A 25073-nucleotide genomic window follows, 5' to 3' on the forward strand; every position below is an offset into this window, starting at 1 on the left:
CTGAGCGAACACCCGCCGAACGGGCCGGACACCGGTCGAGCCGTGGGGTACCGGCAGGAGCGGGGCGCTTCGCGGTGTGCCCGGGCGCCCCGCCCCCTCCTGCCGGCCTGACCGGCTACAGCGGCTCCAGGAACTCCAGACGGTTGCCGACCGGGTCCTCGGAGAAGAAGCGGCGGTGGCCGGGGAGGTCGTCGTCCCAGACGACGGGCGCGCCCGCTGCGGCGAGGCGGGCTCCGAAAGCTTCGATGTCCACGACCCGCAGGCCGGGATGGGCCTTCCGCGCGGGCCGGAAGGCCGCTTCCGTCCCTAAGTGCAGCCGCACCGCGCCGGAGGTGAACCAACAACCGCCGCGGGCGGCGAGCACCGGCGGTTTCGTGACCTCCGTCATACCGAGGACTCCGCAGTAGTAGGCGCGGAGCGCGGCTTCACTGCCTGGCGGAGCGGCCAGCTGTACGTGATCGATGGCGCTGAGCATCAGGAGATCCTCCGGGCCACGGCGAAGATCCGCCGGAAGGGGAAGACCGTACCGTGCGGGCCCGGCGGGTAGGCCTTGCGGAGCAGGTCGCGGTACTGGGCGAGGAACTCCTCGCGGGCCGGCTCGTCGTCCGCGAGCGCAGTGAGTACGGGCCGCAGCGCCGTGCCCTTCACCCAGTCGAGGACCGGGTCCTCCCCCTGGAGAAGCTGTATGTAGGTGGTCTCCCAGGCGTCGGCCTCGCAGCCGAGGTCCACCAGCCGGGTCAGGTACTCCCACGGTTCGAGGACGTGGACGAAGCTCCGGCCGTGGCTGCCGAGCCGCTCCCGCCACTGCTGGGCGTCGCACAGCTCGCCCAGCAGCGCGTGGCTGGGTGAGACGAAATTCCCGGGGACCTGGAAGGCGAGGATCCCGCCGGGGGCCAAGGCGTCGGTCCAGGCCGCGAAGGACGCGGCGTGACCCCGCACCCACTGGAGTGCGGCGTTGGAGACGATCAGGTCGTACGGCTCGTCGGGTATCCAACGGGCCGCGTCGGCTATCCGGAAGTCCAGGCTGCCGCCGCCCGGGGTCGAGCCCGCGTACTCGGCGGCCCTGGCGAGCATCTCGGGCGAGTTGTCGAAGCCGGTGACGCGGGCCTGGGGCCAGCGGTCGGCGAGAAGCGCGGTGACGTTGCCCGGGCCGCAGCCGAGGTCGGCGATCCGGGCCGGACGGCCGCCGGTCGGCAGCGTGGGGATCCGGGCGAGGAGGTCGAGGAAGGGGCGGGTCCGGTGGCTCGAGTGGCGAAGATACTGTTGTGGATCCCAGGTGGGTGCTGGCATCTGTGAGGCCCCCTTGAAGGTACGGACGAACAGAAGCGGAATCGCTCCTAGCGCCGACGATGCCCATACGTTGACCAGAATATCTCTTGACGTCAAGAGACTTCATGTCGACAGATCTACTACACTGATCGCCATGGAGGACGAGGTCGATCGGCTGGTCGCAGCATGGCGCCGGGAGCGCCCCGACCTCGACGTGGAACCACTCGAGGTCCTGAGCCGGGTCAGCCGGCTCGCGCGGCATCTCGACCGCGCCAGGCGGCTCGCCTTCTCCGAGCACGGCCTGGAGCCATGGGAGTTCGACGTACTGACCTCGCTGCGCCGGGCGGGAGCCCCGTATCAGCTGTCACCGGGTCAGCTGCTGACCCAGACCCTGGTCACCTCCGGGACGATGACCAATCGCATCGACCGGCTCGCGAAGAAGGGCCTGGTCGAGCGACTGCCCGACCCCAGCGACCGGCGCGGTGTGCTGGTACGGCTCACCGGCGAGGGACAGGAACGCGCCGACCAGGCGCTCGCCAGGCTGCTCGCCCAGGAGCGGGCGATCCTCGCCGAGCTGTCCCACCGGCAGCGCGGTGAACTCGCCGATCTCCTACGCCAGTTGACCGCTCCCTTCGACAACGTCCCCGGCTGACAACGCCGGGCGGGAACGCGGCTCCGTCGCACGAGCCCGTACGGAATGCCGGGCGGGCGGCTCCGGATGTCTCAACAGCCGTCGGCCCGGCGGCCGTTCCTCATCCCACACTGCCCACCGCAGGAAGGTCCAGGTCCACCGGCCCCACACCCGCTCTGCGTGCCAGGGCCACCGCGGCCAGGGTCGAGTGGACGTCGAGCTTCCCCAGCACGTTCTGCATATGTGTGCGGACCGTATGCGGGGAGAGGAAGAGCCGCTCCGCGACGGCCTTCCGCCCGAGGCCTGCCACCATGCAGCGCAGCACCTCGCGCTCCCGCGGGGTCAGCGACTCCACCAGGCGCTCACTCTCGGTGCGGTGCTTACGGGCCGCGGTCAGCTCCCGCAGCACACCCGTGAGCAGGGCGGGAGGGAGGTGCGTCTCATCGCGCAGCACCCCGCGGATGACCGCGAGCAGCCGGGAGAGGGAGCAGTCCTTGGCAACCCAGCCGGAGGCTCCTGCCTGCAGGGCCGCGGCGGCGCGGCCGGAGTCGTCGCACTCGGCGAGTACTACGGTGCGCACCTCCGGCTGGCCCGAACGGACGCCGGCCACCAGGGACAACCCGTCGACCGAGCCGTCCGGCGCCGCCTCCGTGGAACCGATCGCCGCGGCCCTCCGGGGGTCGTTCGCACCCAGGTCCGCGTCGACCAGCAGGACGTCGAAACGGCGCCCTTCGGAGGCCGCGCGCTCCATGCAGCGCAGTGCGGCGGGCCCGCTTCCGGCGGCCGCCACGTCCACATCCGTCTCGGCGGCGAGGGCCGCGGCGAGCGACTCGGCGAAGATCCGGTGATCGTCCACCACCAGGACCCGAATACGTGTCATCAGCGACCCCCTGTCCCGGGGAACCTGCAGAGTGGGGTACGGCGAACGAGGCGGAGGAACACGCAGCCGCACGGCCGCCGCCGTGCCCTGACTGCCACCCCACCCCGGGCGCCGTACCCGACTGTCTCGCCCCCTGATCAGCACCGGCCCCCACCGGTGCTGTGCATCAGCGTACGGCTGCGCTCGGACGACGGAAGCGGATTGGGAAAAGTGTTTGCCCTGGCTGCGTAGGGTGATCCCTATGTTTCGTCTTGAGGCAGAAGTCGACAAAGAACGCCGTGCTTTGATCTCCGAGCGGCTGCACGGCTCCAACGCGGCGCGCTCTCCCGTCATGCGTGCGCTGCGCGGTACCCCCGCCGATGAAGAAGTCCCCCTGCATGTCTTCGCGTTGGACGACTCCGGTGAGGTCGTCGGCGGACTCATCGGCTACACCTGGGCCCACTGGCTCCATGTCGACCTGCTGTGGATCGACGAGCGGCAGCGCGGCTCGGGGCTCGGCAGTGCCCTGATGTCGCGTGCGGAGAAGATCGCCCGCGACGAACGGCACTGCGTGCACGCGCGCGTGGAGACCTGGGATTTCCAAGCGCCCGGCTTCTACCAGAAGTTGGGGTACACGATCGTGGGCACGGTGGAGGAATATCCGCCGGGCGCAACCGACTATCTGCTGGTCAAGCCGCTGACCGGCGGGTAGTTCACCCTTCGGGCCACGGGCCCGGCCCAGACCCCGTTCCGCACACCGGCGCTCGGAGTCAGGTCACGCCAAGCGCCGCGCGCCGGCGGACGGCACTGCCGGGAAGATGCGCGGGGCGCGGTGCCCGGCCGCGGCGAAAGCCTCCATGACCTCCTTGGTCACGGCGTCCGCGACCGCCTCCTCGACCAGGACGACCGCCGAGCCACCGAAGCCGCCGCCGGTCATCCGCGCTCCGAGCGCGCCGGCCGCGTTCGCCGACTCCACCACCAGGTCCAGTTCCGCGCACGAGACCTCGAAGTCGTCGCGCAGCGAGGCGTGTCCGGCGGTGAGGACGGGGCCGGTGGCCCGGGTCTCCCCCGCGCCGAGGAGGGAGACGACCTCCTCCACGCGCGCGTTCTCGGTCACCACGTGGCGTACGTAGCGGCGTACGACCGGGTCGTCGAGCTCGGCCAGCGCATCGTCCAGATGCGCCAACGCAACGTCCCGCAAGGCGCGAACGCCCAGCGCACGTGCCCCCTCCTCACAGCCCGCGCGCCTCCTCGCGTACGCCCCGTCGCCGAGCTCGTGCTTGACCCGGGTGTCGACGACGAGCAACCGCAGCCCCTGGGCCGCGAGGTCGAAGGGGACCTGGCGCTGGGAGAGATCCCTGGTGTCGAGGTGCAGCGCGTGGCCCTCGGTACAGCAGGCCGCGGCGGTCTGGTCCATGATCCCGCAGGGGACGCCGACGAAGACGTTCTCCGCGCGCTGGCTCATCAGGGCCAACTGCCGGCGGTCCAGGCCGAGTCCGAAAAGGTCGCCCAGGGCGAGGGCGGTGACGACCTCAAGAGCCGCCGAGGAGGAGAGCCCCGCGCCGACCGGGACGGTGGACTCCAGGTGGATGTCCGCGCCCGTGACCGGATGCCCGGCGTCCCGCAGGGCCCACACCACCCCGGCGGGGTACCCGGCCCAGCCTCCTGACCCGCCCGGCTCCAGACCGTCCACGCGGAGCTCGACGACGCGCCCCTCGACATCCGAGGAGTGCAGTCGCAGCAGCCCGTCCTGGCGCCGGGAGACGGCGGCGACCGCGGTGTGCGGAAGGGCGAGCGGGAGCACGAACCCGTCGTTGAAGTCGGTGTACTCGCCGATCAGGTTCACCCGTCCCGGTGCGGACCACACGCCGTCGGGCGCGGAGCCGTACAGCTCCCGGAACGTGGAGGTGAGCCGGTCGGTCACGCTTCGTTCTCCCTCTTCTGGGCGAAGGTCCAGGCGTCGGCGACGATGGCGGCGAGGTCGGCGCGGCGCGGCCGCCAGCCCAGGCGGTCACGGGCCTGCTCCGCGGAGGCGACGAGGACGGCCGGGTCGCCGCCCCGGCGTGCCGCCGTGATCTCGGGGATCGGATGGCCGGTGACCTTGCGGACGGTCTCGATGACCTCGCGGACGGAGAAGCCGTTGCCGTTGCCGAGGTTGCAGATCAGATGCTCGCCGGGACGGGCGGCATCGAGGGCGAGGAGGTGGGCCTCGGCGAGGTCGGCGACATGGATGTAGTCGCGGATGCAGGTGCCGTCGGGGGTCGGGTAGTCGTCACCGAAGACGGAGATCGCCTCCCGCCTGCCCTGGGCGACCTGGAGGACGAGCGGGATGAGGTGCGACTCGGGGTCGTGCCGCTCGCCGTACGCCCCGTACGCCCCGGCGACGTTGAAGTAGCGCAGCGAGACGGCGGCCAGGCCGTGGGCGGCGCACTCGCCGCTGATCATGTGGTCGACGGCGAGCTTGGAGGCGCCGTAGGGGTTGGTCGGCGCGGTGCCGGCGTCCTCGCGGATGGGGGTGTGAACCGGCTCGCCGTAGGTGGCGGCGGTGGAGGAGAAGACGAGGGTGCGGACGCCGGCGTCGCGCATGGCGGCGATGAGCTCGGTGCTGCCGCCGACGTTGTTGCGCCAGTACTTCTCCGGGTTGGTGACGGACTCGCCCACCTGGGAGAAGGCGGCGAAATGCAGCACGCCGTCGTAGGAGGCGTCGAACCACTCGGCTCCGCTCCCGGAGGAGAGGTCCTGGACGCGGCCCTCGATGAACTCCGCGTCCGCCGGAACCGCCGCGCGATGGCCGGTGGACAGGTCGTCGAGCACGGTCACCCGGTGACCGGCTTCCAGCAGATGCGCGGCGACCACGCTGCCGACATATCCGGCGCCGCCGGTGACCAGGTACTTCTTCTGCTGGGCCTGCTGCCCCTGCTGCCCGTTGCTCACTTGCTCGCTACCTCTCGCAGTCGCGTCGCCGCGGTCTCCGGCGGCACATCGTTGATGAACACATTCATGCCGGATTCGGAACCCGCGAGAAACTTCAGCTTGCCGGAAGTGCGTCGAATGGTGAAAAGCTCGAGGTGGAGAGCGAAGTCACCCCGCTCGACGCCACGCTCGTCCCAGCCGCCGAACGGCGCCTGGTGCCAGGCCGAAATGTACGGGGTGGGAGGTTCGTCCGCCCCGAAGATCCGGTCGAAGCGCTGCAACAGTTCCAGATAGATCTGTGGAAACTCTGTGCGCGCGCCGTCGTCGAGCGCGAGCAGGTCCGGCACCCGCACGTTGGGGTAGAGGTGCACCTCGTACGGCCAGTGGGCGGCGTACGGGACAAAGGCGGTCCAGTGCTCGCCCGCCAGCACGACGCGGCGGCCGTCGGCGCGTTCATCCGCCAGGACGTCGTCGAAGAGGTTCCGCCCCGCGGTGCGCTCGCGGTGTCCGGCCAGGGATCGCAGCATCAGCTCCGTACGGGGCGTGGTGAAGGGATAGGCGTAGATCTGGCCATGCGGGTGGCCGAGGGTGACCCCGATCTCCTCTCCGCGGTTCTCAAAGCAGAAGACCTGCTCGACGGAGGCCAGCCGGGACAGTTCGGAGGTGCGATCGGTCCACGCGTCGAGCACCAGACCGGCCTGCGAGTGGCTGAGATCGGCGAAGGAGGCGTCGTGGTCGGAGGTGAAGCAGACGACCTCGGACCGGCCGGAGTCGCCCGCCAGGGAGGGAAAGCGGTTCTCGAAGACGGCGACGTCGTAGTCGGCGGCGGGGATCTCGGTGTGCCGGCCGTTGCGGGAGGGGCAGAGCGGGCACTCGTCGGCCGGCGGGTGGTAGGTGCGGGCCTGGCGGTGGGAAGCGATGACGACGGCGTCGCCGAGGAGCGGGTCGTGGCGGATCTCGGAGGCGGTGGAGACGCGGTCGAGGGGCCGCTGGTCGAAGGCGTCGCGCACCACGTCGTCACGGGCGTCGTAGTAGATCAGCTCGCGGCCGTCCGCGAGCCGGGTCGTCGTCCTCTTCACTCCGGACTCCTCGCCACTCCCACCCAAACGCAATCGAACATAGTGAAGCACAACTCAACAGTCGGGCCAAGAGTGCGTGCGCCTACGCATCGCCCCGAGCGCAGGACATCATCACGATCAGTCAAAGAAATCCAACAGATCCGTTCAATTTCTCACCACAGCAGCGTACGTTTCCGTTCGTTCCGATCGCTCAAGGCCGCGCCTTCTGGGGACCGCACCCCAGACCCCCGAAGAGAGTGATGCATGCACTACCTGGCAGACGGACTCCGACTCCCCACCAACGCGCTCGACTACACGATCCTGTTCCTCTACTTCGCCGTGGTCCTCGGCGTCGGGTTCGCCGCCAAGCGGAGCGTGAAGACGAGCCTCGACTTCTTCCTCTCCGGGCGGTCGCTCCCCGCCTGGGTCACCGGTCTCGCCTTCGTCGCCGCCAACCTCGGCGCCCTCGAGATCCTGGGCATGGCGGCGAACGGCGCCCAGTACGGCGCGTACACCGTGCACTGGTACTGGGTCGGCGCCATCCCGGCCATGGTCTTCCTCGGCCTGGTGATGATGCCCTTCTACTACGGCTCGAAGGTGCGGTCCGTTCCCGAGTTCCTGCTGCACCGCTACGGGCCGTCCTCGCATCTGCTCAGCTCGATCATCTTCTCCGTGGCGTCCGTGCTGATCGCGGGCGTCAACCTCTACGCGATGGCGATCGTGATCGAGGCGCTGCTCGGCTGGCCGCAGTGGGTGGCCATCGTCGTCGCCGGCTTCTTCGTCCTCGCCTACATCACGCTGGGCGGGCTCTCCTCGGCGATCTACAACGAGGTGCTGCAGTTCTTCGTCATCCTCGCCGCGCTCATCCCGCTCACCGTCGTCGGCCTCGAGCGGGTCGGGGGCTGGAGCGGACTCGCCGACTCGCTGACCGGCAGTCACGGCGACAACTTCACGTCAGCGTGGGGCGGTACGGGTATCGGTACCGACAACCCGCTGGGGGCCAACTGGCTCACCATCGTGCTCGGTCTCGGCTTCTGCCTGAGCTTCGGCTACTGGACGACCAACTTCGCCGAGGTGCAGCGCGCCCTGTCGGCCAGGAACCTCTCCGCCGCCAAGCGCACCCCGCTGATCGCCGCGTTCCCGAAGATCTTCATCCCGCTGATCGTGGTCGTGCCCGGCCTGATCGCGCTGGTGATGGAGCCGGACCTGGGCAAGGAGGGCAGCGGACTGGAGTACAACGACGCGATCCCGGTGCTGATGCGCGATCTGCTGCCGAACGGCGTGCTGGGCCTGGCCGTGACCGGCCTCCTGGCCGCCTTCATGGCAGGCATGGCGGCGAATGTGTCGTCCTTCAACACGGTCTTCACCAACGACATCTGGGGCGCCTACATCAGGAGGGGCCGCGAAGACGCGTACTACCTTGCGACCGGGCGCGTGGTGACGGCGGTCGGGGTGCTGGGCGGCATGGGGACGGCCTTCATCGCCTCGTCGTTCAGCAACATCATGAACTATCTGCAGACGCTGTTCTCGTTCTTCAACGTGCCGCTGTTCTGCGTCTTCATCATCGGCATGTTCTGGAAACGGGCCACTGCGGCGGCCGGGTTCTGGGGTCTGCTCAGCGGCACCGTCGCCGCGATGATCAACTACTTCTGGTTCTACAAGGAGGACGTCATCTCGATCCCGAGCGACCAGGGGGCCAACTTCGTCTCCGCGATCGTGGCGTTCGTGGTCGGTGGCGTGGTGATGCTCGCGGTCTCGCTGTTCACCAAGCCCAAGCCGGTCGAATCCCTCGCCGGGCTCGTGTACGGCACGGTCTCCCCCGGTCTGGCCGAGCCCGCGGCGCCGGGCGACGAGGCCTGGTACCGGCGCCCGGCCCTGCTGGGCTGGTCCGCGATCATCCTCGCGACCCTCTGCTACATCCCGTTCTCCTTCTGATCCCCTGACCGGAAAGAAGCCCGCACATGAGCGACGAGTACGAGTACCAGCACGAGGTCGAGGAACTGGAGGAGAAGTCCGCGACGGCGGCCCGGCTCTTCGACGTACGGCGCATCATCGGCGGCCTGTTCGTGGTCTACGGCGTCATCGTCACGATCGCCGGGATCACCGTCTCGGACGCGGATCTGAAGAAGGCCGAGGACATCAACATCAATCTGTGGACAGGCCTGGCCATGCTCGCCCTCGGCATTCTCTTCCTGGTGTGGCTGAAGCTGCGGCCGACACCGCCGCCGCCGCCACTGCCGGCATCCGACACCGAGCAGCAGCCCTGAGGCCCCGGCGGTGCCGCGGGGATGTACGGACCCCTCACGTCCGCTGCGGCCCCGTACATCCCCGCGGCACCGCCGGTCCCCCCGCCGTGTGCGCCCGGTCCAGCAGCCCGGTGCGCGCGGCGAGGGCCGCGGCCTCCAGGCGGGACCCGACGCCCAGTTTCATCAGTACGCGCTGGACATGGGTACGGGCCGTGCTCGGCGCTATTGCCATCCCGGCCGCAATGAGCCGGGTGTCCTCGCCCTCGGCGACCCGTACGAGGACCTCGACCTCGCGCGGGGTGAGCATCTGGAGCAGTCTGGCTGCCTCGTCGTCCGGCTGGGCGGCCGGGTTGAGCAGCTCCGCGAACGCTCCCTGCAACAGCTGCGGCGCGACTGCCGCCTCCCCCGCCCTGGCCTTGGCTATGGCGCGTTCGACGCCGTCGATGCGCTCGTCGTGCCGTACGTAGCCGCTCGCTCCGGCGGCGAAGGCGGCGGCGATGCCGCGTGGGCTGGGGACGGGACCGAGCACCACGACGGTGACCTGCGGCCGTTCCCGCTTGATCGTCACGATCGGCTCGAAGGCCCCGGGCTCGGCGGGGGCCGCGGTGCCCAGCAGGCACACCTCCGGCGCCCTGCTCACCACGAGTTCGGCCGCCCCCGCGGCCGGAGCCGCCGCGGCGAGCACCCGGTGTCCGCGCAGCTTCAACGCCGAGGCGAGCGCCTCGGCGAGCAATCGATGATCGTCGACCACCATGAGCCGCACGCCCATGAGCTCCCCCCAATCCCCCAAGACCCGAAGCCCCCCGGCCTCTTGTCCCCGGAAGCTACACGTTCGATGGATATTGCGCGCCGGTTACCGGGCAGAAGCTCACCGAATGCCGAAATCCCTGCCGTTCAGGGCCCGTTCATGCCGTTCATGGCAGGTTCCGGCGGGTGTCGGCCGCTGCCGGAAGGACTCCGGCCCCGCTCGTACGGTGCGTACGGACGGGGCCGGCGGAGGGTGCGTCGGGGGCTCGGCGCCGCTACCGGGAGCCGAATACCAGGGCGAAGTATTTGTCCTTCGTGTAGCGCGTCGGCGTCGAGACGTTCTGGTCCCCGAGGTAGAGCCGGCCCCCCGCGTAGACGATGTCGTTGTACTGCGGGGCGAGCTCGCTCTCCGCCCTCGCGCTGCCGTTGGGGTTCCGCAGAAGCTCGGTCTGCTTGTACGACGTGGGGTCGATGCTCACGACGGCGCCGCCCCTGTCCCAGGTGGGCTTCCGATAGGCGATGACCTTGCCGCTCTTGTCCATCCGCAGCGGGATCATCGTCTGCCCCTCACCCGCGTCGGCCTTCCCCTTCGCCTTGCCGCCGTCCAGGTCGAAGGCGAAGATCTCGTTCGTGTTCCGGTACTCGGCCTGCGCCTTGTGCTCCTTGGTCGGCAGGTACAGGGTGTCCTCGCTGACGGCCAGCATGCGGCAGCCCTCGACATCGGTGTTGCAGTCCGGCGCGTACTGCCCCTGCTGAGTCGCGATCTTGCCGCGCAGGGTGCCGGACTTCCCGCTGTCGTCGATGGCCATGAAGTCCGAGACACCGGCGCCGGTGTCGTCCCCGGCGTCGAGGCCGATGACGAGCGGGTCGGTGGAGGCCACGCTGACGGTCTTGATACCGCCCGGCACCTTGAAGACCGATGTCGGTTCGCCCGTGGCCGGATTCAGCGTACGGCTCTCCATCTCCGGCTTGCCGATGTCGCCGCAGTCCCGCACGGCGACCAGTTTGCGGCCGCCGCCGTAGCCGAGGTCCCTGCAACGCCCGTCACCCTTGGGCTTCCACAGCTCCTTGCCGCCGTCGAGCTTCCAGGCGGCGCCGCCCCGGATGCCGCCCGCCGCGACGGTGCCGCCGCCGACGGTCACCTCGTCGAAGCGGACCTTGTCGCCTTGCTCGGCGACCGAATGCCGCCACAGCATCCGGCCCTCGTCGAGGTCGATCGCGCCGACCTCGGTGCAGCCGTGGAACGACTTCTCCTTGGTGGCCTTGGCCCCCTGGAAGAGGACGGCCGTCCTGCCGTCCTCGCTGACATGGCGTGATGCCCAGCAGATCGACCCGGCGAGCGGGATCTCCCACTTCTTGTCGGCGCCGGTCGGGTCGTAGCCGACGATCTTGTCGACGCCCCCCTTGGCGAAGACCTTGTCCGTCACCCACAGTCCCTCGGCGACCGCGATGTCGGTGACCTTCGGGAGGGGGAGCTTGGTGAGCAGTTCGGCGTCGACGGACCCGGGCTTGGCGTCGGTGCCGCCGGTGGAACCGCCGTTGCCGCTTCCCTCGCCGGTGCCGCCGGAGTTCGCGGCCCCGGGCTTCCCGTCCTTGTCGTCGCCGCTCGTGGCGAACCAGATGCCGCCGCCGACCACCAGCAGTACGGCGACGACCGCGCTGACGACGACCAGCATGCGCCGCTGGGACTGGTTGCCACCGCCCTGGGGCGGCATGCCGCCGGGGAACTGCCCGGGCGGCGGGTACATGCCGTACTGCTGCTGCCCGTAGGCCTGCTGCCCGTACGGCTGTTGCCCGTACTGCTGCTGGTCACCGGGCGACGGCTGGGGCGCACCGGGGTAGCCGTAGCGGGGCGGCGGCGGGGCCTGCGGCGGCCGGCTGGGCGGAGGGGCCTGCGGATAGCCGTACGCGGGCGGGCCCGGGGGCTGCTGCGGCGGGTATCCGTACGACGGGTCCTGCGGCGCGCCGAAGCCGCCCTGAGGGGTGCCTCCGGCGGATCCGGGGGCAGGCTGATCGGGCGGCTGGGGCGGCTGTGACATCGGCTTTCCTCTTCACGCGGGTCCCTGGTCCGACCGTTCTCCCCCGCGATCCCGGTGACTCAAAACCCCCCGGGAAGGAGCGGATCGGATGGAGATCCCGCCAAACAACGGCAACCGAGCGGGACTTCTTTGTATCACCCGGTACCTCGGTCGCACGGCCCGGTGGCAGCGGCCTCGTGCAGCTGAGACCGGGCCGTGACGCGGCCGTTGCCATGCGATGGGCCGTCAGACGTCCTCGGCCAGCTCCAGCCAGCGCTGCTCCAGATCGTCCCGCTCCGCCGCGAGCTCGCGCAGCTCCGTGTCCAGCTTCGCCACCCGCTCGAAGTCGGTCGCGTCCTCCGCGATCCGTGCGTGCAGCTGGGACTCCTGGTCGCCGATGCGGTCCAGGCGCCGTTCGATGCGCTGGAGTTCCTTCTTCACGGCGCGCGCGTCCACGGTCGGCTTCTGCTTCTCCGCGGCGGCCGGCGCGGCGGCGGGCGCGGCGGCTGTCTCCAGCACGCGGGCCCGGCGCTCCAGGTACTCGTCCACGCCGCGCGGCAGCATCCGCAGACTCGCGTCACCCATCAGGGCCAGGACCCGGTCCGTCGTCCGCTCGATGAAGTAGCGGTCGTGGCTGATGACGACCAGCGAGCCCGGCCAGCCGTCGAGGACGTCCTCCAGCTGGGTCAGCGTCTCGATGTCGAGGTCGTTGGTCGGCTCGTCGAGGAAGAGGACGTTCGGCTCGTCCATCAGCAGCCGGAGGATCTGGAGCCGGCGGCGCTCACCGCCGGAGAGGTCACCGACCGGCGTCCACTGCTTCTCCTTGGTGAAGCCGAACTTCTCGCACAGCTGCGAGGCGGTCATCTCCCGGCCCTTGCCGAGGTCGACCCGCTGCCGCACCTGCTCGACGGCCTCCAGGACCCGCCAGCCGGGGTTCAGTTCGGCGACCTCCTGCGAGAGATAGGCGAGCTTGACGGTCCTGCCGACGACGACCCGGCCCGCGGCGGGCGTGGCCTCGCCGTCCGTACGGGCCGCCTCCGTCATCACCCGCAGCAGCGAGGTCTTGCCCGCCCCGTTCACGCCGACCAGGCCGATCCGGTCCCCCGGCCCGAGCTGCCAGGTGAGATGCTTCAGCAGCACCTTGGGCCCGGCCTGTACGGTCACGTCCTCCAGCTCGAAAACGGTCTTCCCGAGCCGGGAGTTGGCGAACTTCATCAGCTCCGCGGTGTCCCGGGGCGGGGGTACGTCCGCGATCAGTTCGTTGGCGGCCTCGATCCGGAAGCGCGGCTTGCTGGTACGGGCCGGGGCTCCGCGGCGCAGCCAGGCGAGCTCCTTGCGCATCAGGTTCTGCCGCTTGGCCTCCTCCGTGGCGGCGATGCGCTCACGCTCGGCGCGGGCGAAGACGTAGTCGGAGTAGCCGCCCTCGTACTCGTGGACGGCGCCGCGCTGCACGTCCCACATGCGGGTACAGACCTGGTCGAGGAACCAGCGGTCGTGGGTGACGACCACCAGGGCGGAGCGACGCGCGCGCAGATGCCTGGCCAGCCAGGCGATGCCCTCCACATCGAGGTGGTTGGTGGGCTCGTCGAGGACGATCAGGTCCTGTTCGGCGATCAGCAGTTTGGCGAGCGCGATCCGCCGCCGCTCACCGCCGGACAGCGGGCCGATGACCGTATCCAGCCCCTGCTCGAAGCCCGGCAGGTCGAGGCCTCCGAAGAGGCCGATGAGGATGTCGCGGATCCTGGCGTTGCCCGCCCACTCGTGGTCGGCCATGTCGCCGATCACCTCGTGCCGGACGGTGGCGGCGGGGTCGAGGGAGTCGTGCTGGGTGAGGACCCCCAGGCGCAGTCCCCCGGAGTGGGTGACCCGGCCGCCGTCCGGGGACTCCAGTTTGGCGAGGATGCGGATGAGTGTCGTCTTGCCGTCGCCGTTGCGTCCGACGACGCCGATCCGTTCGCCCTCGCTGATGCCGAGGGAGACGCCGTCGAGCAGGGCACGCGTTCCGTACACCTTGCCGACGGCTTCCAGATTGACGAGATTCGCTGCCATTCCACTCCTGACCTTGCGCCGATTCCGGCGCTGGATGCCGACCGACCTTCCAGGGTAGTCGCCGGTCCGGGCGGCCGATTCCGTGCCGCGGTACGGGCCGGGGCGCGGGGGCACGGCCGGCACCGCAGCCGGCCGGTTACGGGCTACGGGCTACGGGCTACGGGCTACGGGCTACGGGCTACGGGCTACGGGCTACGGGCTACGGGCTACGGGCTACGGGCTACGGGCTACGGCAGTGTCGCTCCGGCGGCGGGGCTGGTGGCCACCCGCGCGGAGCGGCACGTACCGGAGGCCAGGAGCGTTTCGGCCAGCGCCTGCGCCGCCGCTTCGTCCCTCACCAGGAAGGCGCACGTCGGGCCGGAGCCGGAGACCAGCGAGGCCAGGGCTCCGGCCTTCGCGCCCGCGGCCAGGGTGTCCGCGAGGGAGGGCCGCAGGGAGACCGCCGCCGCCTGGAGGTCGTTGCTGGAGCCTCCCCCAGACTCCGTCCGGGTGGGGGTACCCCCAGCGGTAGCTGGGGGAGTGCCCCCAGCCATCAGGGCCGACGCCAGGGCGGCGAGGTCGCCCTCGGCCAGTGCGTCGAGCAGGGCCGGGGAAGGTTCCGGGTCCGGGATGTGCTCGGTAGTGGCGCCGCGCCCGGCTCGGGGTCCGGGGGCGGTCCCCGGGGCCAAGGCGTCCTCCCGCAGCCGGTCGCATTCGCGGTAGACGGCCGGGGTGGACAGGCCACCGTCGGCCATCGCGAAGACCCAGTGGAAGGTGCCGCCGACATCGAGCGGGGTCAGCTGTTCGCCGCGCCCCCGTCCCAGCGCCGCCCCGCCGACCAGGCCGAAGGGCACATCGCTGCCCAACTCGGCGCAGACGGCGAGGAGTTCTGAACGGGAGGCGCCGGTTCCCCACAGTGCGTCGCAGGCAACCAGCGCGCCCGCGGCGTCCGCGCTGCCGCCCGCCATGCCCCCGGCGACCGGGATGTCCTTGGCGATGTGGATGTGCACGTCCGGCTCGATGCCGTGCCGGGCGGCCAGCAGCTCCGCGGCGCGCGCCGCCAGATTCGTACGGTCCTGGGGCACCTGGTCGGCGTCCGGCCCGGACACGGTGATCCGCAGGGTGTCCGCCGGGGTGACGGTGACCTCGTCGTACAGGCCGACGGCCAGGAAGACGTTCGCCAGGTCGTGGAAGCCGTCGGCGCGCAGCCCGCCGACCGCGAGCTGGACGTTGACCTTGGCGGGGACTCGTACGGTGACGGATCCGGTCACTGGGCCGCCCCCTTCTGTTCTGCGATGCGGGCGAACTCCTCGACGGTGAGGGCTTCTCCGCGCTCCTGCGGGGAGATGCCCGCCGCGACCAGCGCCGCCTCGGACGCGGCCGCCGAGCCCGCCCATCCGGCCAGCGCCGCGCGCAGTGTCTTGCGCCGTTGCGCGAAGGCCGCGTCCACCACGGCGAACACCTCCTGCCGGGAGGCCGAGGTCCGCACCGGCTCGGTGCGGCGGACGAGCGAGACGAGGCCCGAGTCGACGTTCGGTGCGGGCCAGAAGACATTGCGTCCGATGGAACCGGCCCGCTTCACGTCCGCGTACCACCGGGCTTTGACGGAGGGCACGCCGTAAACCTTCGAGCCGGGTGCCGCCGCGAGCCGGTCGGCGACCTCCGCCTGCACCATCACCAGGGTCCGCTCGATCGTCGGGAAGGCGGCCAGCATGTGCAGCAGCACGGGTACGGCGACGTTGTACGGCAGATTGGCGACCAGAGCGGTCGGCGCCGGCCCGGGCAGCTCGGTCACCTGCATCGCGTCGGAGTGCACCAACGCGAAGCGGTCCGCCCGCTGCGGCAGCCGCGTCTCGACGGTCGGGGTGAGGGCTGCGGCGAGCACATCGTCGATCTCGACCGCCGTCACCCGGTCCGCGGCCTCGAGCAGGGCCAGGGTCAGCGATCCGAGGCCGGGCCCGATCTCGACGACCACGTCGTCGGGGCGCACCTGGGCCGTCCGTACGATCCGGCGGACCGTATTGGCGTCGATGACGAAGTTCTGGCCGCGCTGCTTGGTGGGGCGTACGCCGAGCGCGGCGGCGAGTTCGCGGATGTCGGCGGGGCCCAGGAGAGGGCCGGGCTCGTCATGCGTGGGGCTGGTGCTCACCGGTGAAGCTTACGGCGGACAGCGGCGGTGCCCGGAACGAGGGCGCTGCCCGCCCGCGGGCCGGCCGGTCCTTCACTGGTGGAGCTTGCGGCCGCAGTGCGGCCACGGGCTCGCCCCCCGCTGCACATAGAGCTTCTTGGCCCGGAACGTCTGCTCGGCGGCCGGCGCGTTCTGCGGCCGGCCGGTGCCGCCCAGCCCGTGCCAGGTGTGGGTGTCGAACTGGTACAGCCCGCCGTAGGTCCCCGAGGAGTCCACGGCATTCGGCCGCCCGCCCGATTCGCACTGCGCCATGGCCGTCCAGTTCAGCCCCTCCGCGCCCGCGACCGAGGCCGGCATCGGTCTGGTGCCGACCTTCACCACCTGGTCCCGCGGCCGGCGGACCACCTCGGACCGCAGCGGCTTCGGCTTCTGCTTGACGCCGTTGACCGTGCGCAGCTCGTAGGTGACCCGCTCCACGCCTTGTTCGCCCTGCTGGGTGATCACCTCGGTCCCCTGGAAGAGCGCGGGGTCGTTGTGATGGACCGTCCGGAAGGCGATCGGCTCCTCCCGCACCTCCTTCCGCCCGGTGATCCGCAGGACCGAGATGGTCTGGCCGTCGCGGGGGAAGCTGCTCGCCGGCACGGAGGTGGCGTCCCGGCCGCGCAGCACGATGCCCGCCTGTTCGACGGCCTCCTGGACGGTGGCGGCGTTGGTGCGGATGGTGCGCTCGCGTCCGTCGGCCATGAAGGTGACGGTGCGCTCGGTCCACACGTTCAGGTCCAGGCCCACCCGGGAGATCCGGGAGTGCCGCGAGGCGGAGAGGTAGGCGCCCTCGGCGCGGACGCCGAGCTGCCGCAGCGCGGCCTCGACGGTACGGGCCGTGGTCCAGATGCGGCGGCGCTCGCCGTCGAGCGTGAGCGTGACGGGCCGGCCGTAGCGGACGATGACGTCGTCGCCGGCGGCGATCTCCTCGTCGGGTCCGGGGGCCACGATGTCGTGCGGGCCGACGGCGACGCCCTCGTCCGCCAGCAGCTCCCCGACGTCATCGGCGAAGGTGTGCAGCGTGCGCGGGACGCCGTCGACGCTCAGCCTGATGGACTTGTCGTTGGCGATGAAGGCGGAGGTGCCGCCGGCCAGGAAGACCACGACGAGCGCCTGCGGGACCAGCCGGCGCAGGGCCTCGGGGCGTTCGGCGGTCCGCTTCCGCCGGGCGGCGCGGCGGGCGGCGGCCCGGCCGCCGACGGCACCGGCCGAGTAGGGGCCGGCCGCGTACGGGCGGGTCCGGTCGGTCCGCTGCCCCCAGGGCTCCCACGGCTGGTCCTCGTCGTCCTCGTCGTCGTCGAACGGCACGGCCGTTCCGTAGGGCGCCGTCGGGGCGTACGGCGCGGACCGCTCCTGCGAGGGATGCGGCACGTACGGCAGATACGGCTCGTATCCCTCACGCGCGGCGCCGCGCGGGCCCTCGAACGCGGTGCCGCGCGAGCCGTACGCGGTGGACGACGGATAGGAGCCGTACGTCCGCGGTGCGTCGGCACGGTTGCGGCGGGCGCTGCGCGCAGCCCGGTGGCTGCCCTGGGAATTGCTCACGTCGCTCCCACTCGTCCTGTGGTCGGGCCGGGACTGTAGCGGGAGCCGCCGTCACTCTCCAAAGCGAAACGACTACGCAGTGTCGCAATCGGGGGCTGCGGCGGGTGCGCTCAGAGGCCGAAGGCGCGCGCCGTATTGGTGGCCACGGCCTCGGCCAGCGTGTCCTCGTCGACGCCCTTCACTTCCGCCATGGCCCGCAGCGTGACCGGAATGAGATAGGGGGCGTTAGGCCGTCCGCGGTACGGCGCGGGGGTCAAGAACGGCGCGTCGGTCTCCACCAGCAGGAGGTCGAGCGGGGCGACGGCGAGGGCATCGCGCAGCGGCTGGGCGTTCTTGAAGGTGATGTTGCCCGCGAAGGACATCAGATAGCCGTGCTCGGCGCAGACCTTGGCCATCTCGGCGTCGCCGGAGTAGCAGTGGAAGACGACGGTGCCGGGGGCGCCCTCCTCCTCCAGTACGCGCAGCACGTCGCCGTGCGCCTCGCGGTCGTGGATGACGAGCGCCTTGCCGTGCCGCTTGGCGATGGCGATGTGCCGGCGGAAGGACCGCTCCTGCGCGGCCATGCCCTCGGGGCCGGTGCGGAAGTAGTCGAGGCCCGTCTCGCCGACCCCGCGGACCTGGGGAAGCGCGGCGAGAGCGTCGATCTCCTCGAGCGCGGTGTCGAGGGCCGCGTCGCCGCCGGGCTCCCTGGCTCCTTGCCGGGACCAACCGTCGGGGTCGCCGTGGACGATCCTGGGCGCCTCGTTGGGGTGCAGCGCCACCGTCGCCCAGATGCTGTCGTGGGCGGCGGCCGTCGCGGCCGCCCAGCGCGCACCGCTGACGTCGCAGCCCACCTGGATCAGGGTTCCGACCCCGACGGAGGCGGCCTTGGCGATCGCCTCCTCGACCGTGCCGCTCTGCATGTCGAGGTGGGTGTGCGAGTCGGCGACGGGCACCCGCAGGGGCTCGGGGAGCGGTGGCGCGGCCTTGCCGTCCCCGCCGCCGTTCCGCTTGCCGCTGTCACCGGTGGATGCTGTTGCCGCCATGGCGGCGATCCTAGGGGGACCGGCTCGCGGGCCCGCGGTCACCCATGTCCGTCACCCGTGGCCGGGGCCCAGCGCCGTCACCTGCGGTGGAAGACGTGCAGCAGGTCGGAGAGGTGCCGCTGGTGTGCCGTTCCCTCATCGGTGTCCGTGGCCGCACCCGCTGCGGGCGGTGCGGGCTCCGGAGCCGCGGCCGAAGCGGGTTCGTTCTCTCCGGCCGGCTGCGCCGCAGTGGTGACGGGGGGTGCCATCGGGGCGTCCGCGGGGAGCAGCGGCCCCGCCATCCCCTGCTGCACCAGGCCCGCCGCCGCCGAGGGGATCTGGCCGGAACGCATGATGCGCACCACGTGGCCGTCACAGTTGAGGCAGGTGGGACGGGTCAGCGGGGACGGGACGCGTTTCCCGTTCGCGTAGTAGGTCACGGAGGCGCGCCCCTGGGCGTCCACCTGGTGGCGAATCTCGTACGCCTGCTCCCAACCGTGCCCGCATCGCATACAGGCGAAGGAGTACGCCTCGTGCACAGGCGGCTCGGCCTGCGTGCTGCGGGGCGTCGGCGGGATCCCCCGCGAGGTGTCTGCGATCTCACTCATGCCAGCTCCTCTTGTCCGCAGGACAAGCTCCCCGGGACCGGGACGTCCCACATCCAGTGGATGCCCCGCCCCGGCGCGAACGCAGCAGCCCCGGCCACCTATTGGCACAGATTTTGGGGTGAGTTCGGAAAGGAGGTGCTGCGCGGCTGGGGCTTTGCTTTCAGATTAGTCCTTTACCTTCCGATGCTCCCCGGCGCTGCGCATTCTTTGCCGCCACCACCGCATCGAACACCTCGCGCTTGGGGACACCCGCCTCCGTCGCAACGGCCGCGATGGCCTCCTTGCGCCGTTCACCGGCCTCCTCGCGGACCGCGACGCGCCGGGCGAGCTCGGCGGGATCCAGATTCTGCGGCCCGGGCGCCGGGGCGCCTTCGACGACGACGGTGATCTCGCCCCGTACGCCCTCGGCGGCCCAGGCGGCCAGATCCTTGAGGGGGCCGCGGCGGACCTCCTCGTACGTCTTGGTCAGCTCCCGGCATACGGCGGCCCGGCGTTCGGCGCCGAAGACCTCGGCCATGGCCGCGAGGGTGTCGTCGAGGCGGTGCGGGGCCTCGAAATAGACCAGAGTGCGGCGCTCACCGGCGACCTCGCGAAGGCGTCCCAGGCGCTCCCCCGCCTTGCGGGGGAGAAAGCCCTCGAAGCAGAACCGGTCGACCGGGAGACCGGAGAGCGCGAGCGCGGTGAGCACGGCGGACGGGCCGGGTACGGCGGTGACCTTGATGTCCTGCTCGACTGCGGCAGCGACCAGCCGGTAGCCGGGGTCGGACACCGAGGGCATTCCGGCATCGGTGACGAGCAGCACGCGCGCGCCGCCGGCGAGAGCCTCGACGAGTTCCGGCGTACGCGCCGACTCGTTGCCCTCGAAGTACGACACGACCCGGCCGGCGGGCTGCACGCCCAGAGCCTGGGTGAGCCGGCGCAGCCTACGGGTGTCCTCGGCGGCCACGACGTCCGCCCCGGCCAGCTCGGCGGCGAGGCGGGGCGGGGCGTCCGTGAAGTCGCCGATGGGTGTCCCTGCGAGTACAAGCGTTCCAGTCACGGAGCCATCCTCCCAGGCCACCCACGGGCAGATCCGCCGGAGGCGGTACGCGGCCCGGGGAACGGGCACGGACCTGGACGGCGGTCCCGGCAGGTCCCGGCATCCGGCCCCGGGGTTCCGGCGGGTTGCGCGGGAGGCGGCGCCGGGCGTGTGCCGTCCAGGTCCGTGCCCGTTCCCCGGGCCGGGAGGCGAACTCGTACAGCTGCGTTCCCTACGATGGCGCGGTGACGAGTGACACCGCGACTTCAGCCCACCAGGTGCTCGGCGAGCAGCCCGCCGGTGCGACGGCGCCGCAGCCGACGCCGGGGCCAGGGCCGGGGCCGACCGCATGGCAGCTGCGGCTGCGCCGTTTCGGACATCTGGAGCGGCCACGGGCGACCGTACGGGACCGGCTGGTGCCTCCGTTCCCGCCACAGGGGACCCGCGCCTGGGCCGTGCTCGGCCTGAGCCAGCGGGCCGCCGACCGGCTGACCCGCTGGTCCGCGTGGGGCGGTCCGGTCCTCGTCGCGCTCGTCGCGGGCCTGCTGCGCTTCTGGCGTGTGGACAGCCCGAACGCGGTGATATTCGACGAGACGTACTACGCGAAGGACGCCTGGTCGCTGCTCCAGTACGGCTACGAGGGCAGCTGGCCCAAGGACGCCAACAACCTGATCCTCGGCCATCCGCAGCAGATCCCGCTCAGCCCCGAGCACTCCTACGTCGTCCACCCGCCCGTCGGCAAGTGGATGATCGCGCTCGGTGAGCACTTCTTCGGGCTGAACCCCTTCGGCTGGCGCTTCATGGTCGCGCTCCTCGGGACGCTCTCGGTGCTGATGCTGTGCCGGATCGGGCGGCGGCTGTTCCGGTCCACGGCCCTGGGCTGTCTGGCGGGCGGCCTGATGGCCTTCGACGGTCTGCACTTCGTGATGAGCCGCACAGCCCTGCTCGACCTGGTGCTGATGTTCTGGGTGCTGGCGGCCTTCGGCTGCCTGCTCGTGGACCGGGACAGGACGCGAGCCCGGCTCGCGGCGGCCCTCCCGGAGGACGGGAGCGGGGACGTACGGCCCGACGCGTCGGTCGGGGACCGGCTCAAACTCGGCCTGCGGCCGTGGCGGCTCGCCGCGGGACTGTGCCTGGGCCTGGGCTTCGCCACCAAGTGGAACGGCCTGTACATCCTGGCGGCGTTCGGCATCCTCACCGTGCTGTGGGACGTGGGCGCGCGGCGTACCGCAGGCGCCACGCGCGCGTGGCGCTCGATGGCACGGCGCGACCTCCTTCCCGCGTTCCTCTCGCTGGTGCCGGTGGCGGTGCTGACCTACATCGCGTCCTGGGCGGGCTGGTTCGCCACCAAGGGCGGTTACTTCCGCGACTGGGCCTCCACCGACCCGCACCGGGGCGGCGCCTGGAGCTGGCTGCCCGACAGCCTGCGCAGCCTGTGGCACTACCAGTCCGAGGTCTACAACTTCCATGTCGGCCTGACCTCGCCGCACACGTACCAGTCGAACCCGTGGAGCTGGATCGTCCTCGGCCGCCCGGTCTCCTACTTCTACGAGTCGCCCGGCCGGGGCCAGGACGGCTGCCCCGCGGACGCGGCGGACAAATGCGCGCGCGAGGTCCTGGCGATCGGCACCCCGCTGCTGTGGTGGGCCGCCTGCTTCGCACTGCTCTACGTGCTCTACCGCTGGGTGTTCCGCCGCGACTGGCGGGCGGGAGCGATCCTCTGCGGGATCGCGGCGGGCTGGCTGCCCTGGTTCATGTACCAGGAGCGGACGATCTTCCTCTTCTACGCGGTCGTCTTCCTGCCGTTCCTCTGTCTCGCGGTGGCGATGATGATCGGCGCGCTCCTCGGGCCACCGGGGTCGAGCGAACGGCGGCGGACCCTGGGCTCTGTGGGCGCGGGCGTCCTCGTTCTGGTGATCGTGTGGAACTTCATCTACTTCTTCCCGATTTACACGGGTCAGCCGTTGCCGATGGAGGACTGGCGCAACCGGATGTGGCTTGACTCATGGGTGTAGTTCACCGCGTGTTTCCGCTGGTGGACGGGGACACGGCGGAAGAGCCGGCCGCTCCCCGTCACAGGCCGGAAACAGAGGTCCCGCTCGGAGCGGAACGGTGCGAATGATCAGGTAGAGTCGCCGCGATCGCGCTCTTAATCAGGTGGTTAAGAGATCAGAGGGACTGTGGGGGTTTCTCCAAATGCGAAGTGGCGCGAAGGTTGCTGTCATCGGTGGGGTGTTCGCCGTGGTGGTCGGAGCCGGCGGATACGGGGCGTATGCCCTGATGAGTGAACCGACGGGCAGCTCCGCCTCGGACGAGAAGCCCGCTCCGGTGAAGACCGGCCCGCCCAGTAGGGCCGAGGTCAAGTCCACCGCACGCGACTTCCTCGCGGCGTGGACGGCGGGCAACCCGAGCCGGGCCGCGTCCTTCACCGACAACAAGTCGGCCGCGGCAGCCGCGTTGACCGGCTACCGCAAGGACGCCCACATCTCCGACGTCACCCTCACGGCCGGGACGCGCAGCGGCACCACCGTGCCGTTCAGCGTCAACGCGGTGATCTCGTACGGTGGCAAGAAGGCCACCTGGACGTATGAATCCAAGCTCGAGGTGGTGCGCGAGAAGACGTCCGGGCGCGCGCTGGTCGGTTGGAAGCCTTCGGTGGTCCACCCCGAACTGGAACGGGGCGACACCCTCAAGACGGGCGAGGCCGAGACGCCGCCACCCATCAAGGCCGTGGACCGGAACGGCACGGAGCTGAACGCGAAGGACCACCCGTCGCTGAGCGGGGTGCTGTCGACGCTGCGCGAGCGGTACGGCGACAAGGCAGGCGGCACGGCGGGCGCGGAGCTGTGGATCGCCCGGGCCGCGCCCTCGGACGCGGCCGGCTCGAGCAACGGCACCGGTGACGATGCCCAGCAGCCCCCCGAGACTCTGAAGGTGCTCTCCAAGGGCACGCCCGGCACGCTCCGCACGACTCTCGACACCCGGATGCAGTCGGTGGCCGAGCAGACGGTGAACAAGCACCCCAAGGCGTCGGCCGTGGCCATCAAGCCCACCACGGGAGAGATCCTCGCCGTCGCCAACTCCCCTGCCGGCGAATACAACGCCGCGCTCCAGGGCTCCCTCGCCCCGGGCTCGACGATGAAGGTCATCTCGTCGGCGATGCTGCTGGACAAGGGCATGGCGGGCTACGACAAGCCGCACCCCTGCCCCAAGTACGCGGAGTACGGCGGCTGGAAGTTCCAGAACGACAAGAAGTTCGAGATCAAGAACGGCACCTTCGCGCAGAGCTTCGCCCGCTCCTGCAACACCGCCTTCATCACCCAGGCCAAGAAGCTGGGTGACGACGCCCTCACCCAGGAGGCGCGGGACGTCTTCGGTATCGGCCTCAACTGGCGGACCGGGGTCTCGACCTTCGACGGGGCCGTCCCGGTGCAGGCCGACGCCCCGAAGGCGGCATCGCTGATCGGGCAGGGCGGCGTGCGGATGAACCCGCTCACCATGGCGTCGGTCGCGGCCACCGTCCACTCGGGCGGCTTCCACCAGCCGTACATCGTCTCGCCGACGCTCGACAACCGTCAGATGGCCAAAGCCACCCGCACGATGTCCCCGGACACGGTGCAGCAGCTGCGCAAGCTGATGCAGCTCACGGCGACCCAGGGCACCGCGGCGGAGGCGATGGCAGGGCTGGGCGGCGACATCGGCGCAAAGACGGGGTCGGCGGAGGTCGACGGGCAGAAGAAACCGAACGGCTGGTTCACGGCGTACCGGGGCGACCTGGCCGCTGCGGCGGTGGTCCCGGCCGGGGGCCACGGCGGGGAATCGGCCGGTCCGGTGGTGGCACAGATGCTGCGCGCGGGCGGCTGAGGCACCGGGCGGCGCGGAACCCCATGCGCTGGTACACCGCAGCTGCTGTTTCCGGTGTTTCCCCTGCGCCTGTTGCCCCTGCGCCCACACCTGACGCCGCCGAGTTTGTGGGTGGCGTCAGGTCCGTGGGTGTCGCGGAGTTCGCAGGTGTCGCGGAGTTCCCAGGTGCGCAGCCCGACTCGGTTGAGCGGGCCGCGTGAGGCCCTCGTCGCCGCGGCGGTCCTGATCGCCGCGATCACGCACGCCAGTTGGAACGCCATCGCGCACAACATCAAGGACCAGCTCCTCGCGTTCACGCTGGTGGGCGGCGGCGGAGCGCTGTGCGGCGCCGTACTGGCAGTCTTCACGCCGTTGCCGGACCCCGCAGCCTGGCCGTATCTCGCCGCGTCGGCGGTCGTGCATGTCGCCTACACGGCGCTGCTGATGAGGTCGTTCCGGCTCGGACACTTCGGGCAGATGTATCCGATCGCCCGCGGTGGGCGCCACTCGTGGTGGCGGTCGTGGAATCTGTCCGCGCTCTGCCGGCGGCCGTGACCAGTCCCCGATGCCGGGCCGCTGCCAGAATGCCGTCCAGGAGCTCCCGGCCACCGTCCGCACCGATCAGTCGGTCCCTGAACTCTGAGAGCACCGAGTAGTCGAAACCCGCGTCGGTGAGTTCCAGTCCGAGCGCGTACTTCCAGTCGATCCGGGCCCGCACCGCCTCGGCGGCCTGCCGGTCCGTCACGTTCTCCATGAACTGCAACACCAGCACCAGAGCCGGCCGACCTGGTGACCAGGCACGCTTACCCCGCACTGGGAACAGACCGGCGAATTCCTCGTCCCGGAACATCACTCCCAGTTCGTCCCGGACCCTGATCGCCAGGCTGCCCTTCGGGAAACGCGGCCCGTGCCACCCGCACGGTCTCCACTGGAACGTCCTCCGGCACCTGCGGCCTCATCGACACGCGAACCCACCCCAAACAGCAACGTCGGCCTTCGAGACCACAACCGGGCCTCGAAGGCCGACGTCACGCCACAGGCCTATTCACCAACAGCGTCCCGATCTCCCTGGTCAGGGGCCGTTTCGCTGCTCTGATCTGCGGAGGGTGTGGGATG

General features: G+C 70.9%; 21 protein-coding genes and 2 pseudogenes. 7 read left to right on the forward strand and 16 right to left on the reverse strand.

Annotation, left to right across the window (positions count from 1 at the left end):
* Positions 1-115: 115 nt before the first annotated feature.
* Both ABZW18_RS04730 and ABZW18_RS04735 read right to left on the reverse strand, forming a co-directional pair.
* A complete protein-coding gene (locus ABZW18_RS04730) occupies positions 116-475 on the reverse strand; it encodes a VOC family protein (RefSeq protein WP_356182095.1) in 360 nt (119 codons plus the stop codon).
* On the reverse strand, positions 475-1290 hold the full coding sequence (locus ABZW18_RS04735; protein WP_356182098.1) for a trans-aconitate 2-methyltransferase: 816 nt from the start codon (positions 1288-1290) through the stop codon (positions 475-477). Before ABZW18_RS04735 ends, ABZW18_RS04730 begins: the two co-directional genes overlap by 1 nt.
* Positions 1291-1423: 133 nt before the next feature.
* Here ABZW18_RS04735 and ABZW18_RS04740 point away from each other — a divergent pair, with 133 nt between their 5' ends.
* Entirely contained in the window at positions 1424-1921 is a 498-nt protein-coding gene (locus ABZW18_RS04740) for a MarR family transcriptional regulator (RefSeq protein ID WP_356182101.1), read from the forward strand.
* Between the two features lie 100 nt (positions 1922-2021).
* On the opposite strand, the gene ABZW18_RS04745 is transcribed toward ABZW18_RS04740, so the two are convergent.
* On the reverse strand, positions 2022-2780 hold the full coding sequence (locus tag ABZW18_RS04745) for a response regulator transcription factor (RefSeq protein WP_356182103.1): 759 nt from the start codon (positions 2778-2780) through the stop codon (positions 2022-2024).
* 241 nt (positions 2781-3021) lie between these two features.
* On the opposite strand from ABZW18_RS04745, the gene ABZW18_RS04750 reads away from it, so the two are divergent.
* Entirely contained in the window at positions 3022-3471 is a 450-nt protein-coding gene (locus ABZW18_RS04750) for a GNAT family N-acetyltransferase (RefSeq protein WP_356182106.1), read from the forward strand.
* Between the two features lie 63 nt (positions 3472-3534).
* On the opposite strand, the gene galK is transcribed toward ABZW18_RS04750, so the two are convergent.
* Genes galK through galT form a run of 3 tightly spaced genes read right to left on the reverse strand, consistent with a single transcriptional unit; the run spans position 3535 to position 6751 of the window.
* Positions 3535-4683, reverse strand: coding sequence for a galactokinase (gene galK / locus ABZW18_RS04755; protein ID WP_356182109.1), 1149 nt, complete (start codon positions 4681-4683; stop codon positions 3535-3537).
* Positions 4680-5693 (reverse strand): UDP-glucose 4-epimerase GalE, encoded by a 1014-nt coding sequence (galE, locus tag ABZW18_RS04760; protein WP_356182111.1) that lies wholly within the window; start codon positions 5691-5693, stop codon positions 4680-4682. The genes galK and galE overlap by 4 nt, the downstream gene beginning before the upstream one ends.
* Entirely contained in the window at positions 5690-6751 is a 1062-nt protein-coding gene (galT, locus tag ABZW18_RS04765; RefSeq protein ID WP_356182114.1) for a galactose-1-phosphate uridylyltransferase, read from the reverse strand. Before galT ends, galE begins: the two co-directional genes overlap by 4 nt.
* A 243-nt stretch (positions 6752-6994) precedes the next feature.
* Between galT and ABZW18_RS04770 the strand changes: the two genes are divergently transcribed.
* Complete coding sequence (locus tag ABZW18_RS04770; RefSeq protein WP_356182117.1) at positions 6995-8665, forward strand: sodium:solute symporter family protein; 1671 nt, start codon at positions 6995-6997, stop codon at positions 8663-8665.
* A 26-nt stretch (positions 8666-8691) separates the two neighbouring features.
* Positions 8692-8997, forward strand: coding sequence for a hypothetical protein (locus ABZW18_RS04775; RefSeq protein ID WP_356182119.1), 306 nt, complete (start codon positions 8692-8694; stop codon positions 8995-8997).
* Between the two features lie 34 nt (positions 8998-9031).
* On the opposite strand, the gene ABZW18_RS04780 is transcribed toward ABZW18_RS04775, so the two are convergent.
* From ABZW18_RS04780 to rsmI, 9 genes are all read right to left on the reverse strand, one after another.
* Positions 9032-9745: a LuxR C-terminal-related transcriptional regulator gene (locus ABZW18_RS04780; protein WP_356182122.1), complete on the reverse strand. Its 714-nt coding sequence runs from the start codon at positions 9743-9745 to the stop codon at positions 9032-9034.
* A gap of 253 nt (positions 9746-9998) precedes the next feature.
* The gene (locus tag ABZW18_RS04785; protein WP_356182124.1) at positions 9999-11762 is read right to left on the reverse strand and encodes a hypothetical protein; all 1764 of its coding nucleotides are present in this window, start codon (positions 11760-11762) and stop codon (positions 9999-10001) included.
* 225 nt (positions 11763-11987) lie between these two features.
* Positions 11988-13790, reverse strand: coding sequence for an ABC-F family ATP-binding cassette domain-containing protein (locus tag ABZW18_RS04790; protein WP_356182126.1), 1803 nt, complete (start codon positions 13788-13790; stop codon positions 11988-11990).
* Between the two features lie 227 nt (positions 13791-14017).
* On the reverse strand, positions 14018-15040 hold the full coding sequence (locus ABZW18_RS04795) for a 4-(cytidine 5'-diphospho)-2-C-methyl-D-erythritol kinase (RefSeq protein WP_356182129.1): 1023 nt from the start codon (positions 15038-15040) through the stop codon (positions 14018-14020).
* Positions 15037-15918, reverse strand: a complete 882-nt coding sequence (rsmA, locus tag ABZW18_RS04800) for a 16S rRNA (adenine(1518)-N(6)/adenine(1519)-N(6))-dimethyltransferase RsmA (protein ID WP_356182132.1) — start codon at positions 15916-15918, stop codon at positions 15037-15039. Before rsmA ends, ABZW18_RS04795 begins: the two co-directional genes overlap by 4 nt.
* Positions 15919-15990: 72 nt before the next feature.
* On the reverse strand, positions 15991-17484 hold the full coding sequence (locus tag ABZW18_RS04805; protein ID WP_356182135.1) for a ubiquitin-like domain-containing protein: 1494 nt from the start codon (positions 17482-17484) through the stop codon (positions 15991-15993).
* 110 nt (positions 17485-17594) lie between these two features.
* Positions 17595-18509, reverse strand: a complete 915-nt coding sequence (locus ABZW18_RS04810; RefSeq protein ID WP_356182138.1) for a TatD family hydrolase — start codon at positions 18507-18509, stop codon at positions 17595-17597.
* 77 nt (positions 18510-18586) lie between these two features.
* Entirely contained in the window at positions 18587-19000 is a 414-nt protein-coding gene (locus ABZW18_RS04815; protein WP_356182308.1) for a hypothetical protein, read from the reverse strand.
* 256 nt (positions 19001-19256) lie between these two features.
* On the reverse strand, positions 19257-20135 hold the full coding sequence (gene rsmI / locus ABZW18_RS04820) for a 16S rRNA (cytidine(1402)-2'-O)-methyltransferase (protein WP_356182142.1): 879 nt from the start codon (positions 20133-20135) through the stop codon (positions 19257-19259).
* A gap of 224 nt (positions 20136-20359) precedes the next feature.
* Between rsmI and ABZW18_RS04825 the strand changes: the two genes are divergently transcribed.
* The 3 genes and pseudogenes from ABZW18_RS04825 to ABZW18_RS04835 all read left to right on the forward strand — a co-directional run.
* Positions 20360-22129, forward strand: a complete 1770-nt coding sequence (locus tag ABZW18_RS04825; protein WP_356182145.1) for a phospholipid carrier-dependent glycosyltransferase — start codon at positions 20360-20362, stop codon at positions 22127-22129.
* A 181-nt stretch (positions 22130-22310) separates the two neighbouring features.
* Entirely contained in the window at positions 22311-23978 is a 1668-nt protein-coding gene (locus ABZW18_RS04830; protein ID WP_356182148.1) for a penicillin-binding transpeptidase domain-containing protein, read from the forward strand.
* A 183-nt stretch (positions 23979-24161) separates the two neighbouring features.
* Positions 24162-24490: pseudogene (locus ABZW18_RS04835) on the forward strand (EamA family transporter); the annotation flags it as partial.
* Here the strand turns inward: ABZW18_RS04835 and ABZW18_RS04840 are convergent.
* Positions 24478-24922: pseudogene (locus ABZW18_RS04840) on the reverse strand (transposase); the annotation flags it as partial. The pseudogenes ABZW18_RS04835 and ABZW18_RS04840 overlap by 13 nt on opposite strands.
* Positions 24923-25073 lie beyond the last annotated feature (151 nt).

The sequence above is a fragment of the Streptomyces sp. NPDC004647 genome (genome assembly GCF_040609575.1).
Lineage (GTDB): Bacteria > Actinomycetota > Actinomycetes > Streptomycetales > Streptomycetaceae > Streptomyces.

What these genes read in the sequence shown, in the direction of transcription:
- ABZW18_RS04735 (WP_356182098.1), bottom strand. Translation starts at nt 1,290, where the DNA reads ATGCCAGCACCCACCTGGGATCCACAACAGTATCTTCGCCACTCGAGC.
- ABZW18_RS04745 (WP_356182103.1), bottom strand. Translation starts at nt 2,780, where the DNA reads ATGACACGTATTCGGGTCCTGGTGGTGGACGATCACCGGATCTTCGCC.
- ABZW18_RS04830 (WP_356182148.1), top strand. Translation starts at nt 22,311, where the DNA reads ATGCGAAGTGGCGCGAAGGTTGCTGTCATCGGTGGGGTGTTCGCCGTG.
- ABZW18_RS04780 (WP_356182122.1), bottom strand. Translation starts at nt 9,745, where the DNA reads ATGGGCGTGCGGCTCATGGTGGTCGACGATCATCGATTGCTCGCCGAG.
- ABZW18_RS04785 (WP_356182124.1), bottom strand. Translation starts at nt 11,762, where the DNA reads ATGTCACAGCCGCCCCAGCCGCCCGATCAGCCTGCCCCCGGATCCGCC.
- ABZW18_RS04810 (WP_356182138.1), bottom strand. Translation starts at nt 18,509, where the DNA reads ATGGCGGCAACAGCATCCACCGGTGACAGCGGCAAGCGGAACGGCGGC.
- ABZW18_RS04790 (WP_356182126.1), bottom strand. Translation starts at nt 13,790, where the DNA reads ATGGCAGCGAATCTCGTCAATCTGGAAGCCGTCGGCAAGGTGTACGGA.
- ABZW18_RS04815 (WP_356182308.1), bottom strand. Translation starts at nt 19,000, where the DNA reads ATGCGATGCGGGCACGGTTGGGAGCAGGCGTACGAGATTCGCCACCAG.
- ABZW18_RS04775 (WP_356182119.1), top strand. Translation starts at nt 8,692, where the DNA reads ATGAGCGACGAGTACGAGTACCAGCACGAGGTCGAGGAACTGGAGGAG.
- ABZW18_RS04750 (WP_356182106.1), top strand. Translation starts at nt 3,022, where the DNA reads ATGTTTCGTCTTGAGGCAGAAGTCGACAAAGAACGCCGTGCTTTGATC.
- ABZW18_RS04770 (WP_356182117.1), top strand. Translation starts at nt 6,995, where the DNA reads ATGCACTACCTGGCAGACGGACTCCGACTCCCCACCAACGCGCTCGAC.
- ABZW18_RS04730 (WP_356182095.1), bottom strand. Translation starts at nt 475, where the DNA reads ATGCTCAGCGCCATCGATCACGTACAGCTGGCCGCTCCGCCAGGCAGT.
- ABZW18_RS04740 (WP_356182101.1), top strand. Translation starts at nt 1,424, where the DNA reads ATGGAGGACGAGGTCGATCGGCTGGTCGCAGCATGGCGCCGGGAGCGC.